Below are 17,134 nucleotides of genomic sequence, written 5' to 3' on the forward strand. Positions count from 1 at the left end.
AAATTCACGGCCGCATTCCTAAAGCATGGCTGCGATCATCGGAAGCCGATTATGCAGGGTCGGTGATCTCTCCACGCGCCTTGTGCCTGCCTGGAAGTCCCATGCGCCTCAGCTGCGGGCGGCCATCGAACCATTCATGTTTCAACGCGCCCGCGAGATGGAGCGCCAGCAGCAGCAGTAAGATGATAGCGCTGATCTCGTGAGATTTGGCGACATTGTCGTGCCATTTCAACTGGCTCGGAACATCCTCTGGGCGAGCACCGAGCCGCTGCAATGGCGTGATCCGCGGAATCTTGGTGATCCGCCAGAAGGTGAGCGGCGGATGTCGGGGCGCGGGCGCGTGCCCACTGGCGATAGCCACCCTCGCCTTCATCGCTTCGAGATAGGCCGCCCCTTCCGAACCCGGCAGCGGATTCAACGAGATGGTTATCCAGCCCGTCAACGGCAGAACGAGCATTCCGGCGTACAGACAGATGTGCGTAAGGTTCGCAAGCCCCTTCTCCCAAGGCTTCAGGGCATCGTCATGCGGCGGCGGCCGGTGCAGGAGGCGCCATCCGATCCGCGCCAACGTTAGGATCAGCACGGTCAGCCCCGCGGAAACATGGAAATCCCGGAAGATCGACGGCAGCTCGGCGATGTACCAGCCCGAGACGAGGTTGTAGACGATGAATGCTGCGATCAGCCAGTGGAGCGCAATAGCGACACGCGTATATCGCCCGATGGCGGCAGACTCGATGTTGGCCATCACTTCACCACCGGCGCAGGCACGCCGAGCGACAGGAAGAGCTCGGCTCCGTCGATCGTGAACGTACCCTCGGCCATTCGACCCATGTCGTCATAGCGCATGAAGCCGGTTTCGTGGGTCAGCACCTTCTTGCCTGCGGTCTGAACGCCGAAGAGCGGCCCCTTGCCGAGCCCCTCAATCCGCCAGCGCGCGACGACGACATCGCCGATGCCATAAACTTCCTCGATCACGATCTTGTGATCCTGGAGGTTTGCGAACGCATCGGTATCGCGGAAAAAGGCGCGATCGAGCACGCGCTCCTTCTGCGGGGCACCTTGGAGCCAGGCCATGATCGAGCCCGGCCCGAACGAATGCACGATCATGGCAGGCGCGACCAGATCGTCGAGACGAGTGACGTCATGCTTCTCGGCGACCTCGAGCTGAAAGGCAACGAAGTTACGGATGTTGCGAAGAGCCTGCGATGACGTCACCTCATATTTGAGCACCCTGTCGCGTGGCAGCCCCGGATCGGATGGCTGGCGGCTGGCAGACGTGGCCTCGCCCGCGTGAACCACCGCCGGAACACCGACCGCCAAGGCGGAAAGCATCAGTCGCCCCGACAAGGCAAAGCAGAGACGGGCCAATGCGCCTAGCGCACCGGACATATTGAACGGGATGTTGTTCATGCGACCTCTCTCCATGGGCTCCGGCCCTGTCATTTTCAGAGAAATGGTAGAGCGGCCCCCGGAAGTCGGTCCAATAGCGTTTGGAATTTATCCCATAGGCCGCGGGTTATATATGGCTGGCGAGCGTCGCGCGGCGAACTCCGTCAGTCGCGCAGCCATGTCAGCTGCGCGTTGCAGAATTCGCGTAGGCCGAAATGCGACAGCTCGCGGCCGTAGCCGCTCCGCTTGATCCCGCCGATCGGGACGCGCGGATCGGACGCCGCCATGCCGTTGACATAGACCGCCCCCGTCTCAATCCGGCGGACGAGCGCCGATGCGCGTGCCATATCGCGCGTCCACAGGGCGCCGGACAGGCCGAAGTCGCTGTCATTGGCGATGCGGATCGCATCGTCCGCATCGTCGACGAGGATGATCGCGGCGACGGGGCCGAAGGTCTCCTCGCAATAGACCGGCATGTCGGACGTGACGCCGCACAGAATCGTCGGCGGATAATAGAAACCGGGCCCGTCGGGAACCTCGCCGCCCAGCACCAGTATCGCGCCCCTGGCGACGCTGGCGACGATCTGCCCATGCAGCTCGTCCCTGAGACGCCCGCGCGCCATCGGGCCCATCTCGGTCGCCTCTTCCGCGGGATCGCCGACGCGCAAAGCCTTCACCCCGGCGACAAAGCTCGCCAAGAAGCGATCCGCGATGCCGCGTTCGACGATGATCCGCTTGGCCGCGATGCAGACCTGCCCCGCATTCTGGAAGCGCGCGCGCACCGCCGTCGCGGCCGCGTGGTCGACGTCGGCATCGGCCAGGACGATGAACGGATCCGATCCGCCCAGTTCGAGTACGGTCTTCTTCAGGTTCCGGCCCGCATCGGCGGCGATCGCGGCGCCGGCCGCGGTTCCGGCTGTCACCGTCGCGGCGGCAATGCGTGTGTCGGCGATGATGCGGGGCAGATCGCCGCGCGTGACGTTGACTACGGCCAACAGGTCCTCCGGCACGCCCGCTTCGGCGATGACCCTTTCGAGCGCCGCGGCGCAGCCCTGAACATTGTCGGCATGTTTCAGGAGGAAGCCGTTGCCTGCCAGCATGATCGGTATTGCCGCCCGCAGCACCTGCCAGAAAGGGAAATTCCACGGCATGACACCCAGGACGATGCCCAATGGAAGGAAGGCGACGACCGCCTCGCCGTCTCCGGCCGTGTCAATCCGCTCGTCGGCGAGAAGCTTCTCCTCATTGGCCGCATACCAAAGGCATAGCTGCGCGCATTTCTCGACCTCCGCCCGCGCCGCGGAGATCGGTTTGCCCATCTCGGACGTGATCAGCGCCGCCAGCGATTCGCGCTTCTGCCGGAGCGTCTCGCCGATCCTTCCGATCGCTGCGGCCCGCTGCGCCGATGGCGATGCCGCCCATCGCGCCTGGCTCTGCGCGGCTCGCGCCAGAATGCGATCGCAATCCTCGGCGCTATGGAAAGGATGGCGGCCGATGACCGCACCTGTTGCCGGGTTGATCGACAAGGCGCCTGCGCCGCTATTCTCGTTCGACACGTCAGTAGACTCCACGCGCGGCGGGGCTTTCGTCCGCGCTCTTCGGCTTGAAGGCGCGCGCCAGCGCTTCGGCGCCGCGCGCCAGCACGGTGATGTCGGTGCCGACCGCGACGAACGTCGCGCCCAGCTCAAGATAATGGCGGGCCAGCGCCTGATCGGCGATGAGAATCCCCGCCGCCTTGCCTACCGCCCGAATGCGGGCGATCCCATCCTCTATCGCCTGCTGAACATCCGCATGCGCGGGGTTGCCAAGATGCCCGAGCGCAGCAGCAAGATCCGACGGCCCCAGGAAAACACCATCGACCCCGTCGGTCGCGGCAATGTCATCGATGGTGGAGAGGCCGGCGAGTGATTCCACCTGCAGCAACAGGCATATCTCGTCGGCGGCATCCTGCAGATAGCCGCTTCGACGGTTCCATCGGCTGGCCCGACCTATCGCCGATCCCACCCCCCGGATGCCGTGCGGGGGATAGCGCGTCGAACGCACGAGCAGTTCGGCCTGCGCCCCGTTTTCCACCATCGGGACGAGCAGCGAGCGGGCACCGAGATCGAGCAGCTGCTTGATAATCACCGGATCGCCGATCGGCGGGCGCACGACTGCTTCGACCGGATAGGCAGCAACTGCCTGAAGCTGATCGAGGATCGACGGGATGTCGTTCGGCGCGTGTTCGGCATCGATCAGCAACCAGTCGAAGCCCGCGCCCGCGCAGATCTCCGCCGAATAGCGCGAAGCCAGTGCCTGCCAAAAGCCGATCTGCGGCCGACCGGCGGCGATCGCCTGCTTGAAAGCGTTCAACGTCGGAATTCCTTGTGCATGGATCAAGCGGTGAAGTGACAGGACACTCGGCCGAAGTTGCCGAAATCGCCGACGATGCGGCTGCCCGGCGGAGCCTCGACCGGCCGGATGAAGGATCCTGACAGGATGATCTGGCCCGGCTCGATGCGGGCGCCATAGGCCGCCAGCCGTGTGACCAGCCACGACACCGAGAGCAGCGGATCGTTGAGAACCCCTGCCCCCAGCCCCGTTTCTTCGACCTCGTCGTTCCGCGATACAATGGCGCCGATCCATCGTAGATCATGCGCACCGATGTCCCTCACCGGAGCTCCGAGGACAATGCCGCCATTAGCGGCATTGTCGGCGATCGTATCGAAGACCCGGCGGGCCTGGCCTGTCCGAGGATCTTTACGCGTTACCCGCGTATCGAGGATTTCGAGCGCCGGCGCGATATATTCGGTCGCCGCCAATATCTCGTCTGGCGACGGATCGGCGTTGTCCAGCGGCGTCTTCATCACGAAGGCAATCTCGGCCTCGATCCGCGGTTGGATGAACCGGCCGGGCGGGATCTCCGCGCCGTCCTCGAAGACCATGCTGCGCAGGAGGACGCCCGAATCCGGGATATCGATCGACAGCGCAGCCTGCATCGCCTTGGAGGTGAGGCCGATCTTCCAGCCGACGACCGGATCGCCATTCGCCTGCTGGAGCTTCACCCAGGCTGACTGTATCGCATAGGCATCGTCCAAGGTCATCGCCGGATGATCCTCGCTCAGCAAGGGGATCTGGACGTGCGTCCGCGCTGCGCCGTCGAGCGCCAAAGCCGCGGTAACAACCGCGTCGTCCGACAGCGTGACGCCTTTCGCGAGACCATCGATGCTGGCAGCGAGCGCCATCGGATCAGGCGACCGCAGCCGTGCGATTGGTGGCGAAACCCTGCTCTGTGCCGAGGAGGGCCGGCGGCTCCTTCAGGCTCTCCTGCCAGAGCAACGATTCCATCGCGATGTTGAGCGGCTGATCCTGAATGGTGAGCTCATAGACCGGTTCGTCGAAAGACGCGTGATTATGCACCGCCCAGCCCGGCGCGGAGAGCATCAGGTCACCCGCCGCCCATTCATAGACCTTGCCTTCGACGGTCGACCGGCCGGATCCCGAGAAATAATAGTTTATCGCCGCCGACGAATGGCGGTGCGGCCGATCGACGATCTTGGGCGGACGCAGGGTCATCGTCGCGAAGAAATTGGGCGTCGTGCCGTTGGTGCGCCCCGTCATCGGATTATAGAGGAGGTACAGCCGGCGGCCGACATAGTCCTTGCCGAGCGCCTCGAGCTTGTCGAGGTGCTGCTTGACCTGACCCCAGGGCCAGTAGAGCGCGGGGCTCTGCACCGAGGGCGGATTGATTAGCGTTTCATATGGCATCATCCATGCGCCCTCGTCGTTGAGCGGGAAGGTGCCGAAAGGATTGACCTTGCGCTCGTCGGCCTCGGCATGGCCGGTGGCGCTTTCGATCGCACGGACAGGCGGCACCGGGCTTTCCTCGATCACATGGATGTTCATCATGTCGAGCAACGCGCCGTTCGAATAGGTCAGCCGGACATAGAGATCGTCGCCTAGATTCTTGTGGCGGTAGATCCGCATCGACGGCGTGTTCCACACATCGAACAAGGATGTCCGCCGGCGCTCGCCGCTGATTTCGGTTTCTCCCGATCCGCGGATCACGAAGTTCACCTGGGTCGAATTCTGGCGGAAGGTCGCGGTTTCCTCGCCGGGCAGGAGCACGTCGAGCGCCACTTCGATCCCCGGCGCCAGCCCCCGCGACCGTTTGTTCGACGGATGAACGAAATAGGAGCGCCTGCGACCGTTGCCAGGACGCGGCAAGGCTGCAAGACGCTCGATCTCGCGATCGATCTGCGCCCGGGGAATAACGATCGGCTCCCATGCGGCGTCACGCTCGGGCAGCGAACCACTGGCATCGACAAAAACGGAATCGCTCATCGGACAGTCCTTCAATCAGTTACGCGTCAGGCGGGGCGCCACGCGGACGGGGCGGGATATCAGGCGGCCGAGCCCGGCGGATTGCGCGCGGCTCAGCACGGCGGAACCAAGAGACAAGTCCGAAATACCCATTCCCATGGCCTTGAAGATCGTGAGGTCCGCGTCCGCCGGGCGTACGCCGTCCTCGGCAACGAGCGCATTCAGTGGACGCACCCGACCCCACGCCGCCGCATCATCCCCAAAGCCCTCGATCAATTCGCGTGACAATTTGCGCGCCTGCGGCACGCTGTCCGCCGCGATCAGGCCCGCGCGGTCCAGCAGAGCGGTATCGAACTCGGCGCGCTCGGGCGTGATCGCGCCAACGGCATTGATATGGACGCCGCGCGGCAGCATCGCCGACATCAAAAAGGGCGATGTCGCGCGCGTCGCGAGCGTCACGATCTCCGCCGCGTCGATGGCCTCTTCGAGGTTCGTCGCCGCGATCGCCTCGATCCCCAAGACATTTTCGACTGCCGCCGCGAGCTTTTCGCGCTTCTCGGGCGTCGGGCTCCATATCGCGACACGCTCCAGCGGCCGTACTGCCGCGACCGCGGCGACCTGCGCCAGGCTCTGCTTTCCGGCGCCGATCATCGCCATGCGCCGCGCCGACGGTTCCGCCATAAGCGCCGTGCCGACGCCACTGATCCCGCCCGTGCGCATCTGACCAAGCGCGAACGCCTCTATGATGGCACGGACCGAACCATCATTAGCATCGATCATCACCAGAAGCGGCATCGCGCCTCCGGCGGTGTGGGCCCAGATCTTCGTGCCGGCCAGCCCCACCTGCCCGAACACCGCGCCGATGGCGTGCATCGTTGAATGGCCGTCCCAGACGATGTGCGTCTTGACCATGTTGGACGCCTGACCGGTCGCCTCCTCGCGCAGCCCCTCCGTCAAGGCCGCGATGGCTTCCGGAAGCGAGAGCAACGAGACCACGTCCTGCTCGGTGATCCAGAGAATATCGTTCATTGGCCATCCACTCCCGCGAAGATCGACGGCACCGGTGGCGCGAGTTCCAATGTGTTCACGATCAGCGCATGGGTGAGATATCGGCCGATCAGGAACAGCAGCGCGATCGCCTGGTCCGCGCCGATGATATCGACGACCGATTCGAATTCGACCGCGACGTTCCTGCCGTGTTGGCGAACAGCTGCTATCAGAAAGCGCTGCACCGCCTGCTCGGTTTCGGACAGCAGCGGATGTGCATCGGGATCGAGCGCCTCGACAGCGGCCACCCATTCCGGTTCGAAGCCGAGCCGGACCGACAAGCGCTCATGCTGATGCCGTTCATAATTGTTCGTCGCCAGCGACGCGATCGTGAGGGCCCCGAGTTCGGTGATCTTGTCGGGCAGCGCCTTCTTCAGATTCTCGGTCATCTGCATGAACGGGACGAGGATGGCCGGCTGATGGCCCGTGCACCGGAAAAATTCGCCCAAATATCCGAGGCGCTCGACCCGTGCCGACAGCAGCGCCTGCGCCTCGTTGCTCAACTCTTCGAAAGATAGTCGGGATATCTGTCTGGACACGGTTCACTGCCTCCTTGCGCATAGAGTGGCGGAGACAGCGTTCGCGGGGAAATATCTTATCAGACCACCGGCAATATCAAGAAAGTATATCAATGAGGATCGGCGGGATGGCCCGATCTGCGACCGCTGATGGGAATCCGGGACGGCAATACCCGGACGATATGACCATCAATCAAACTATGTATTTCCATTGCCGACGGCACCGCGCCTAATTTTCGTTCGGTGGCGAACGAAAGGAAAACGGCCTGGACGACGATAAGCATGACACAGCCGGAGCTTGGGCAAAGCGTTATTATCTCGCCAGCCGGACAATGATCGAAGCGACGCTTAGGCCTTATGATCTGGGATCGACCCAATGGTATGTCCTGTATCAGTTGGCCAATCATGGGCCGACCGGTCAGCGTGAACTGGGATCATTGCTGCAGATCGAAAAGCCGACGCTGACCGAGGTGGTGAACGCCCTTGTCCGCAAGGGCCTCGTCAGGCGGCTCGTCGATCCGGCGGATCAACGACAGCGCATCCTCGAGCTGACGGCTTCGGGCCGGGCTCTGTGGACGACACTGCCCGATCCGATCGGCCTCATCCAGACGATTGCCTTCGAGGGGGTCGACGAGAGCGATCTCCTCACCATCAAGACCGTGCTCCGCGCCGCTACCGAACGGATCACTCATCATGCACGCAAGGATAGTTCAAAATGACGATTTTGGTCACCGGAGGAACCGGGCTTGTCGGATCCCGTCTGCTCAAGCGTTTCGCCGCCGCAGAGATTGATTGCCGCGCCCTGGTTCGCGCGGGCAAGGAGCTTCCCGCCGGCGCAGTTCCCGTCGAAGGCGATCTGCTGGATCCCGCCTCGCTGAAGAGCGCGGTCGAGGGCGTAACCGCCATCGTCCATCTCGCGGCAGTGCTGCGCACGCCGGAACCACAGGACATCTGGACCGCCAATCTCGACGGGACCCGCAACCTGATCGAAGCCGCAAAGCAATATGCGCCGTCCTGCCGCTTCATCATGGCGAGCACGGGGCTGATCTACAATCGCGATACCCCCTACCCGGGACGCGAGGACAATGTGGCCGAGCCGCAGCTCGCCTATCCCGCCAGCAAGCTCGCAGCCGAGAATGCGCTGCGCGAGAGCGGGCTCAACTGGTCGATCCTCCGGCTGGGCTTTGTCTATGGCGAAGAGGACGGCCATCTGGAAGCGCTGCCCAAGCTGGCCGGCATGTTCAAATGGCACCCCGCGACGCGGATGAGCCTGATCCATCACCGCGATATCGAAACGGCGGTCAACCTGGCGCTCGACGGAAAGATGGACAATCACATCGTCAACATCGTGGACGAAGCGCCGACCTCGATCCTTGAGGTCGCGACGATCGTCGGATTCACGATGGAGCCCTCGGGCGAACCGCTCGACAATCCGTGGTTCGGACATCTCGACGGCTCGCTCGCCCGCACCCTCGGCTTCCTACCAAAGGTCGCGACTGTGCATCAGGCGGCGCGGGAAGGCACGCTGTAGTCGCTTCATGGCGTCGGCGGGCCGGTAGTCCGCCGCCGCATTGGGATGTCCGGGCATGATACCGGTCAATCCTGCCCCAAACCAATTCGCATTTCGTCAGACGCCGATGATGGCGGCCAGCCACGAGGCGGCTGCGGAGCGGCGCTTAGTGGCACGCACAGATGCGACCCGCAGCAAAGGAGAGCAACGATGGAACTGACGCTCGAAAAGACCCGTGAAGCCGCCAGCCGGCTGAGCGCGGTTAAGACCTATGGACATTTCATCGATGGCGAATGGGTCGGGGGCAGCGATGGAACGACCATCGCGCTGGAAAACCCTGCCACGCGCGAGGTTCTCGCCCATATCCAGGCGGGAAGCGCAAGCGACGTCAATCGCGCGGTCGAGGCGGCGGCCAAGGCGCTGCCGAAATGGTCGTGCTCGTCCGCTCCGCAGCGGCAGGCTTTGCTGCGCGCGATCGCCCAGCGCATCCGCGAGCGGCAGTTCGACTATGCGATGATGGAGACGTTGAACAACGGCAAGCCGATCAGCGACGCCTTCAGCCATGACATCCCCGGTGCGGCAGGGCAATTCGACTATTTCGCGGGCACCGCCTTCCATATCTACGGGCAAACGCTCGATTTCGAGGACACGACCGTCATCGTGCATCGCGAGGCGATCGGCGTCGTCGCGCAGATCATTCCCTGGAACGTGCCGATGCTGATGGCGGCGGCGAAGCTGGCCCCCGCGCTTGCCGCAGGCTGCACGATCGTGCTGAAGCCAGCTGAAGTCGCCTGTCTTTCGGTGATGGCGTTCATCGAGGACATCGCCGATCTGTTGCCGCCGGGAGTCGTCAATGTGGTGGCGGGCCATGGATCGGTGGTCGGGCAACCGCTCGTCTCGCACCCGCTAGTGCGCAAGGTGGCGTTCACGGGATCACGCCCGACCGCGCAGAAGATCATCGGCTATGCTGCGGCGAATATCATTCCGCAGACGATGGAACTCGGCGGCAAATCCGCCAATATCGTCTGTGACGATGCCGACATCGAGGCGGCCGCCCAGTCGGCCGCCACAAGCACCATATTCAACAAGGGCGAAGTGTGCGTCGCCGGCAGCCGCGTGTTCGTTCATGAGAAGGTCGAGGACCAGTTCCTCGAAGCCTTTGCGCGCCGCCTGGCCGCAGTGCGCCAGGGCGATCCGGTCGATCCCGAAACCCAGCTCGGCGCGATGGCGTCAAAGGCGCAGTTCGACAAGGTCAGCGGCTATCTGGAGCTGGGCCCGCAGGAAGGCGCGCGCGCTTTCTTCGGCGGAAAGGCCGCGCAGGTTGAAGGGCTGAGCGACGGTTATTTCATCGAGCCGACGATCTTTACCGATGTCCGCAACGACATGCGGATTGCACAGGAGGAGATTTTCGGACCCGTCACCTCGGTCATCCGCTGGCGCGACGAGGACGAGATGCTGAAGTTGGTCAACGGCGTCGAATATGGCCTGGCCGGGGGTCTGTGGACCCAAAACCTGACCCGCGCCCACCGCATGACGCGCGCGATGGAGACGGGGCTCATCTGGGTCAACCGCTACTTCAACTTCAAGCCGGGCATTCCCAGCGGCGGTTACAAGCAAAGCGGATTCGGCCGGGAACTCTGCCTCGCGACGCTGGACCATTACACCGTCACCAAGTCGGTGGTCATCAACCTCAACACCAATTGAGCAGGGGCGCGGAGATGGCAACGCATCCCGAAGCAGGCGCGTCATCCGGGCGTGACGCCATGATCAGGCATGAAAGCGACGTCACGCCGGCGGTGCTCGCGGTGATGCGCAATACCGCCGACCCGCGCCTGCGCGAGATCATGATGTCCCTGGTCGAGCATCTCCATGGCTTCGTCCGCGACGTGAAGCTCACCGAGGCGGAATTCCGCATGGCGACCTCGTTGATCAACCAGATCGGCAAGCAGAGCAGCGACACGCATAACGAAGCCGTTCTCATGGCGGGCTCGCTGGGTGTGTCGTCGCTCGTCTGCCTGTTGAACAATGGCGACATGGGCCGGGAGGAGACGTCGCAGAACCTGCTCGGCCCCTTCTGGCGCATGCACTCGCCGCATACGCCGAACGGCGGCTCGATCGTCCGCTCCGCAACGCCGGGGCAGCCGCTGTTCGTGTCAGGCTGCGTGACCGACGCGGCAGGCCAGCCCATAGCGGCTGCCGAAGTCGATATCTGGCACGCATCGCCCGAAGGCTTTTACGAGAATCAAGATCCTTCGCAGGCGGACATGAACCTGCGCGGCAAGTTCACCACAGACGCCGATGGCCGCTTCGCCTTCAGCTCGATCAAGATGAGCGGCTATCCGATACCGACCGATGGCGTGGTCGGCCGGCTTCTCGCCGCGCAGGATCGCCATCCCTATCGCCCGGCCCATCTGCACGCGCTGATCGCCAGGCCCGGCTACAAGGTGCTGATCAGCCAGATCTACGATCCGGACGATCCCTATCTCACGAGCGACGTGCAGTTCGGCGTCACCGAGCGGACGATGGGGGAATATGTGCGCCACGACGAGCCGCATCCCGCGAATCCGACGATCCCCAGCCCCTGGTATTCGCTGACCTACAACTTCGTAATGGAGCGGGGCGATCCCGTCCTGCCCCAACCGCCTATCAAGTGAGCCCCCGGAGCCATCGAAAACCATGCTGACCGACGCCCAACTTCAGCAAGCCGCCGCCGCAATCATCGAAGCGGAGACCAGCAAGCGACCCACGCCGCAGCTGTCGCGCCTCTTCCCCGAAATGGAGATCGAGGACGCATACCGTGTGCAGGATATCTGGGCGGAAGCGCGATTTGCCAAAGGCGCGCGGCTGGTGGGCCACAAGATCGGCCTCACCAGCCGCGCGATGCAGCTCGCGTCGAAGATGACCGAGCCGGATTATGGCCGCATCCTCGACGACGCTTTCTACAATGACGGGGCGGCAGTCTGCGCCGCGGATTTCATCAAGCCGCGCCTCGAAGTCGAGCTCGCCTTCATCATGGGGGAGGATCTCGCCGGGCCGGGCAAGCGCATCTACGACGTGATGCGGGCGACCGAAGCCATCGTGCCTGCGCTGGAGATCATTGACTATCGCACCGAGGTTCCGCGCGCGATCGTCGACACGATCGCGGACAATGCAGCCTTTGGCGCCATAGTAGTGGGTGGCCGACCAGTTCGGCCATATGACATCGACGTGCGCTGGATCGGCGCCACGCTCTCAAAAAATGGCATAATTGAGGAAAGCGGTGTATCCGCTGCTGTCATGGGACACCCGGCGGCCGGTATCGCTTGGCTCGTGGACAAGCTGCACGCAGTGGGCTCCGGACTGGAAAGAGGTCAAATTGTTCTGAGCGGGTCGTTCACGCGGCCGGTGGACATTGTCGCAGGCGATGTTTTGCAGGCCGATTATGGCCCGCTCGGCGCCATTGGCGTCTCCTTCCGATGAGCATCCTGCCGCAGAACCGCTTCAAGCATGCTCTCACGGCGGGAACATCGCAAATTGGGCTATGGTCGACCTTGTCGACGGCTTTCGCGGTAGATGTGGTCGCGGGCGCGGGCTTCGACTGGCTCTTACTCGACACTGAGCACTCGCCAGCGGATGTGCTGACGGTCCTGCCACAGTTGCAGGCGCTTTCCGGCTTTGCAGACGTCTCCGCAGTCGTGCGGCCTGCAGCCAATGATCCGATCCTGATCAAGCGCTATCTCGATATCGGCGCCCAGACATTGCTCATTCCTTATGTTCAGTCTGCAGAGGAGGCCGAAGCCGCCGTTGCGGCCTCGCGCTATCCGCCTAGCGGTATTCGCGGCGTATCTGCCCTGACAAGGGCCACACAATTTGGACGGATCAAAAATTATTCAAAGAACGCCCAAGAACAGATTTGTCTTCTTGTCCAAGTTGAAACGCGGACCGCTCTGGATAACTTGGAGGCGATTGCCGCCGTCGATGGCGTGGATGGTGTCTTCGTTGGACCGGGAGATCTGGCTGCCAGTCTCGGGCACATCGGCGAACTCGATCACCCTGAGGTCGTGGAAGCGGTCGAGAGCGCGATCACACGTATCGTGGCCTGCGGAAAGCCGGCAGGAATACTAACAGGCAATCCTGTCTTTGCGAAGCGTTGCCAGTATCTCGGCGCGCGTTTCGTTGCCGTGGGGGTGGATGCCGGCTTGCTCGCGCGAGCGGCAGATGGTCTCTTGCGAAGTTTCAAGGGCTAAAGGCCGCCGCAACGGATCGAACCTCTTCACGCCGACCAACTCCATTCTAGGAAAAGATAGCTCCTGCCTGCCCAAAAATCATGGGTTGAACATGCTTTGAACGCGGCGGCATCCGATCAACAGCTCGGTCGCCCGTGTCAGTATCCTGTCAAACGACAAGTTGGCCAAATCTGGCCCCGAGCAGGCCATGCCCATCATCCGATCCCACTACTCTCTAGACCAGTATAGCCTCAAAGGATTGGTCACGAGCAGCTTCTGCTGAAGCTCCGCCGTCCTTGCGATGCGCGGGATGACGTCGACGAGGGCCCCGTCATCGGGCACCGCATTCTGCATATTTGGGTGCGGCCAGTCGGTGCCCCACAGCACGCGATCCGGATAATCCTCGACCAGCGGGCGAACCGCGCCGACGAAATCATTCCACGGCGGCCCTGCGGGCTCTTCCAGCCGGTCCGGGCAGGTGACCTTGGTCCAGATATCGTCGCGGCTGTCGAGCAGCGCGCGGAACGCCTTCATGTCGATCCCGTCGGGGCCCTGCCGCACATCGGGCCGCCCCATATGATCGACGACTATCAGGGTGGGGATGGCGTCGAGGAAGGGGCGCAGCTCCTCGAGGATGTCGGCCTCGAAATAGATCACGACATGCCAGCCGAGCGGCGCGATCCGCTTTGCGATCTCGATGAACTTGTCCTTCGGCGCATTGTCGACGAGCCGCTTGAGGAAGTTGAAGCGAACTCCGCGGATGCCGCCCGCATGGAGCGCCTCCAGCTCGGCATCGCTGATCGCCGGATCGACCACCGCGACCCCGCGCGCCTTGCCGTTCGATCTGGCGATGCCGTTCAGCCTCGCGGCGTTATCGGTGCCATGGCAGCTCGCGTGGACGATGACATTACGATCGAAGCCCAGTCTGTCGCGCAGCGCGAACAGTATCTCGGGCCCGGCATCGCCCGGCAGATATTTGGCCCCCGCGCTGAACGGGAATTCCGCCATGGGCCCGAACACATGGCAATGCGCGTCGACCGCGCCGGGCGGCGGTACGAAATGTGGTTTGGAGGGGTTGGGATGCCAGCTGAGGATCCGGCCGTCACTGGTGGTGCTCATGCGAAAACCTCTCCGTCCATCAGCTTGCGTGCGGTGCGCAGCATCGCCGCGCTCGTCACCGTGCCGCTCTCGTCCAGTTCCATCACGCAGGTCGTCTCGCCGGTCGGATGCTCGACCGAGAGCGTCTTGCGGTTGCCGGCGGGGACAATCGCCACTTCGGCGGCGGGCGATCCCTCGATCAGGCAGGCGGTCGCGACGCTGACCGCGCCGAGCACACCGATCGAGGCATGCGCGCGATGCGGGATGAAACTGCGCACCGTCACCGCGCCGCCATGCTTCGGCGGAGCGACGAGCATCATCTTGGGAACCGACTTCGCCGTGACGTCGCCCAGGTTCATCCGCTCCCCGACGGCAAGGCGGATCGCCTCGATCTTCGCCTTGAGGTCGTCATTGGCATCGAGATCGTCGCGGCTTTCATAGCCGGAGACGCCGACATCCTCGGCCTTCATGACGACGCAGGGCATGCCATTGTCGATCAGGGTCACGCGAACGCCATTGACCTCGTCGAAAGCGTTGCCCGTCGGCAGCAGCGCGCCGCAGGACGACCCGGCGGTGTCGCGGAATTCGAGCGGGATCGGCGCAGCGCTGCCAGGGACGCCGTCGATCTTCGCATCGCCCGCATAAGAGACGATCCCGCCGGGGGTGCTCACCGTCGCGACGGCGATCTGCCCGGTATTCTCCATGAAGATCGAGACGCGGGTTTCGTCGCCGGTCGCCGCCACGAGCCCGCGCTCGATCGCGAAAGGGCCGATCCCGGCGAGGATATTGCCGCAATTCTGCGCGTCGGTGACGATCGCCTGATCGACGAAGACCTGCAGGAACAGATAGTCGACATCGACTCCGTCCCGCGTCGAGCGCGATACGACCGCGACCTTGCTGGTCAGCGGATCGGCGCCGCCCATGCCGTCGATCTGGCGCTCGTCGGGAGATCCCATCATGCCGAGCAGAAAGGCGTCGCGCGCGGCGGTGTCGGCAGGCAAGTCGCCCTTCAGGAAATAGCCGCCCTTCGATGTGCCGCCGCGCATCCACATGCAGCTTATGCCGCTTTGTGCGCCGTCAGACATATTTGAGGCCCATCTTCTCGAGCTTGCCGCGCATGTCATAGATGTCGAGGCCCAGTTCGCCCGCGCCGAGGCGCTTGCGCTTGGCTTCCTCATTGGCCTCGCGCGCCTGCGCGGCGGCGAGGACCTCGGCCGCATTCGCGCGCGGCACGACGCACACGCCGTCATCGTCGGCGATCACCACGTCGCCCGGATTGACCAGCGCATTGGCGCAGACGATGGGGACGTTGACCGAGCCGAGCGTCGCCTTGACCGTGCCCTGCGCATGGATCGCCTTCGACCAGACGGGGAAGCCCATCTGGGTCAGGTCGCGGACATCGCGCACGCCCGCGTCGATGATCAGCCCGCGACAGCCGCGCGCCATCGCCGAGGTGGCGAGGAGGTCGCCGAAATAACCGTCGGTGCAGGGGCTGGTCGGCGCGAGCAGGATGATGTCGCCCGGCTGGAGCTGTTCGATCGCGACATGGACCATCCAGTTGTCGCCCGGCGGGGCCGAGATCGTCACCGCGCTGCCCGCGATGCGCGCGCCCGGATAGATCGGCCGCATATAGGATGCGAGCAGGCCGGTGCGCCCTTGCGCCTCATGGACGGTGGAAACGCCGCAATGCGCAAGCCCGTCGATCACGGCCAGATCCGCGCGCTCGATATTGCGCACCACGATACCCGACATGTCAGCTCCTCTCACCTATGCGATTTTGCAGATGGACGCGCCCGCCCGCCGCCACAAATGCGAATCATGCCAAGTCCATAAGCTTTTGCTAAGAATGGGTGATGGACACCTTCGCTTTGAACATCCGCCATCTGCGCGCCATGGCCGCGATCATCGCCAGCGGGCGTATCAGCAGCGCGGCGCGCGCGGTCAATCTCACCCAGCCCGCGATTACCCAGGGGATCGCCAAGCTGGAGGCGCAGCTCGGCCTGCCGCTGTTCGATCGGCGGCCCGAGGCGATGGTGCCGACTGATGCCGCGCAGATCTTCGCGCCGCGCTGCGAGGCGGCGCTGCGGTTGATCGGCAGCCGCCGTGCGACCAGCGCCCAGATCCGCGCCTTCCTCGCGCTCGCGAGTAGCGGCAGCTATGCCGGTGCCAGCGCCAAAACCGGGCTCAGCGAAGCGTCATTGCATCGCGCGGTCGGCGATCTCTCGATCGGGCTGGGCCAGAAACTCGTCGAACGGCGCGGCCGCGGCATCGCGCTCACCGCACGCGGCGCGAGCGTGGCGCGCAATCTGCGGCTGGCGGTGGCCGAACTCGCGTCGGGTCTGGCCGAGTTGCACGCGCTGCAGGGGCGCGAGGTCGGCCGGATCGTGATCGGAGCGATGCCCTTGTCGCGCGCGCGTCTCCTGCCCGAGGTGATCGCTCTGTTCCACGCGCGCCATCCCCAGGGTCGATCTCAAGGTGATCGAAGGCTCGCACCCCGAACTTGTCGGCCCGTTGCGCGATGGCGAGATCGATCTGCTCGTGGGCGCGCTTCGGCCGCAGATGCCCGACGGGATCGCGCAGCGGCCCCTGTTCGAGGATCGCCCGCTGATTTTCGCGCGAACGGGCCATCCGCTCGCGGCGATGGGCGGCAGTTTCGGTCCGGAGGATCTGCTGCGCTATCCCTGGATCGTGCCCGCGCAGGGAACGCCGCTGCGTACGCAGTGGGGCGTCATGTTCGAAGCCGCCGGCGTGCCCGCGCCAAGGGTCGCGATCGAATGCGGGTCGGCGCTGATGGTGCGCCAGATGCTGATCGACAGCGATTTCCTGACCTTGTTGTCGACCGATCAGCTCGCGGTCGAGGTGGCGGCGGGATTGCTGACCGCGGTTGGCGATGCTCCGGGCGATATCAGCCGGACGATCGGCATAACGACAAGGGAGGATTGGCGTCCGACAGCGTTGCAATCGCGGTTTGTCGACATGCTACGCACGAGCACGCAAACAGCTGAGTATCGCAAATCTTAGTATATTCTAATAGACAGAGCGGCAAATCGATTGGATGAGCCGCA

At 63.9% G+C, this 17,134-nt stretch carries 17 protein-coding genes and 1 pseudogene; 7 read left to right on the forward strand and 11 right to left on the reverse strand.

Annotated elements, in window-relative coordinates:
• Positions 1 to 49: 49 nt before the first annotated feature.
• The 8 genes from ASE00_RS22270 to ASE00_RS22305 all read right to left on the reverse strand — a co-directional run bounded on the left by ASE00_RS22270 (position 50) and on the right by ASE00_RS22305 (position 7,241).
• A complete protein-coding gene (locus ASE00_RS22270; protein ID WP_156405544.1) occupies positions 50 to 745 on the reverse strand; it encodes a cytochrome b in 696 nt (231 codons plus the stop codon).
• Positions 745 to 1,410: an ester cyclase gene (locus tag ASE00_RS22275; protein ID WP_056384001.1), complete on the reverse strand. Its 666-nt coding sequence runs from the start codon at positions 1,408 to 1,410 to the stop codon at positions 745 to 747. The genes ASE00_RS22270 and ASE00_RS22275 overlap by 1 nt, the downstream gene beginning before the upstream one ends.
• A 143-nt stretch (positions 1,411 to 1,553) precedes the next feature.
• Entirely contained in the window at positions 1,554 to 2,945 is a 1,392-nt protein-coding gene (locus tag ASE00_RS22280; RefSeq protein WP_156405545.1) for an aldehyde dehydrogenase family protein, read from the reverse strand.
• A gap of 1 nt (position 2,946) precedes the next feature.
• Positions 2,947 to 3,741, reverse strand: a complete 795-nt coding sequence (gene hpaI, locus ASE00_RS22285; RefSeq protein WP_082594905.1) for a 4-hydroxy-2-oxoheptanedioate aldolase — start codon at positions 3,739 to 3,741, stop codon at positions 2,947 to 2,949.
• Positions 3,742 to 3,764: 23 nt separating this feature from the next.
• Positions 3,765 to 4,613 (reverse strand): 2-oxo-hept-4-ene-1,7-dioate hydratase, encoded by an 849-nt coding sequence (gene hpaH / locus ASE00_RS22290; protein ID WP_056384005.1) that lies wholly within the window; start codon positions 4,611 to 4,613, stop codon positions 3,765 to 3,767.
• 4 nt (positions 4,614 to 4,617) lie between these two features.
• A complete protein-coding gene (locus tag ASE00_RS22295; RefSeq protein WP_056384007.1) occupies positions 4,618 to 5,712 on the reverse strand; it encodes a cupin domain-containing protein in 1,095 nt (364 codons plus the stop codon).
• 15 nt (positions 5,713 to 5,727) lie between these two features.
• The gene (locus ASE00_RS22300; RefSeq protein ID WP_056384009.1) at positions 5,728 to 6,720 is read right to left on the reverse strand and encodes an ornithine cyclodeaminase family protein; all 993 of its coding nucleotides are present in this window, start codon (positions 6,718 to 6,720) and stop codon (positions 5,728 to 5,730) included.
• On the reverse strand, positions 6,717 to 7,241 hold the full coding sequence (locus tag ASE00_RS22305) for a hypothetical protein (RefSeq protein WP_235538795.1): 525 nt from the start codon (positions 7,239 to 7,241) through the stop codon (positions 6,717 to 6,719). Before ASE00_RS22305 ends, ASE00_RS22300 begins: the two co-directional genes overlap by 4 nt.
• Positions 7,242 to 7,588: 347 nt before the next feature.
• On the opposite strand from ASE00_RS22305, the gene ASE00_RS22310 reads away from it, so the two are divergent.
• The 6 genes from ASE00_RS22310 to ASE00_RS22335 all read left to right on the forward strand — a co-directional run bounded on the left by ASE00_RS22310 (position 7,589) and on the right by ASE00_RS22335 (position 12,992).
• Complete coding sequence (locus tag ASE00_RS22310) at positions 7,589 to 7,975, forward strand: MarR family winged helix-turn-helix transcriptional regulator (protein WP_082594906.1); 387 nt, start codon at positions 7,589 to 7,591, stop codon at positions 7,973 to 7,975.
• Positions 7,972 to 8,787, forward strand: a complete 816-nt coding sequence (locus ASE00_RS22315) for an NAD-dependent epimerase/dehydratase family protein (RefSeq protein WP_056384015.1) — start codon at positions 7,972 to 7,974, stop codon at positions 8,785 to 8,787. Before ASE00_RS22310 ends, ASE00_RS22315 begins: the two co-directional genes overlap by 4 nt.
• A 189-nt stretch (positions 8,788 to 8,976) precedes the next feature.
• Entirely contained in the window at positions 8,977 to 10,470 is a 1,494-nt protein-coding gene (locus ASE00_RS22320) for an aldehyde dehydrogenase family protein (RefSeq protein ID WP_056384017.1), read from the forward strand.
• Positions 10,471 to 10,529: 59 nt separating this feature from the next.
• Positions 10,530 to 11,420, forward strand: coding sequence for a dioxygenase (locus tag ASE00_RS22325; RefSeq protein ID WP_056384019.1), 891 nt, complete (start codon positions 10,530 to 10,532; stop codon positions 11,418 to 11,420).
• A gap of 22 nt (positions 11,421 to 11,442) precedes the next feature.
• Positions 11,443 to 12,225, forward strand: a complete 783-nt coding sequence (gene hpaH / locus ASE00_RS22330) for a 2-oxo-hept-4-ene-1,7-dioate hydratase (RefSeq protein WP_056384021.1) — start codon at positions 11,443 to 11,445, stop codon at positions 12,223 to 12,225.
• Positions 12,222 to 12,992, forward strand: coding sequence for an aldolase/citrate lyase family protein (locus ASE00_RS22335; RefSeq protein WP_056384022.1), 771 nt, complete (start codon positions 12,222 to 12,224; stop codon positions 12,990 to 12,992). Before hpaH (ASE00_RS22330) ends, ASE00_RS22335 begins: the two co-directional genes overlap by 4 nt.
• Before the next feature lie 207 nt (positions 12,993 to 13,199).
• Here the strand turns inward: ASE00_RS22335 and ASE00_RS22340 are convergent, their stop codons facing one another.
• The 3 genes from ASE00_RS22340 to ligK are packed head-to-tail and all read right to left on the reverse strand — an operon-like array spanning position 13,200 to position 15,821.
• Positions 13,200 to 14,090, reverse strand: coding sequence for an amidohydrolase family protein (locus ASE00_RS22340; protein WP_056384024.1), 891 nt, complete (start codon positions 14,088 to 14,090; stop codon positions 13,200 to 13,202).
• Complete coding sequence (locus tag ASE00_RS22345) at positions 14,087 to 15,154, reverse strand: 4-oxalomesaconate tautomerase (RefSeq protein WP_056384027.1); 1,068 nt, start codon at positions 15,152 to 15,154, stop codon at positions 14,087 to 14,089. Before ASE00_RS22345 ends, ASE00_RS22340 begins: the two co-directional genes overlap by 4 nt.
• The gene (gene ligK, locus ASE00_RS22350; protein WP_056384029.1) at positions 15,147 to 15,821 is read right to left on the reverse strand and encodes a 4-carboxy-4-hydroxy-2-oxoadipate aldolase/oxaloacetate decarboxylase; all 675 of its coding nucleotides are present in this window, start codon (positions 15,819 to 15,821) and stop codon (positions 15,147 to 15,149) included. Before ligK ends, ASE00_RS22345 begins: the two co-directional genes overlap by 8 nt.
• Before the next feature lie 101 nt (positions 15,822 to 15,922).
• Here ligK and ASE00_RS22355 point away from each other — a divergent pair.
• Positions 15,923 to 17,090: pseudogene (locus tag ASE00_RS22355) on the forward strand (LysR family transcriptional regulator).
• The last annotated feature ends 44 nt before the right edge of the window (positions 17,091 to 17,134 follow it).

Origin of the sequence: Sphingomonas sp. Root710 (assembly GCF_001429065.1) — a bacterium.
GTDB lineage: Bacteria > Pseudomonadota > Alphaproteobacteria > Sphingomonadales > Sphingomonadaceae > Rhizorhabdus.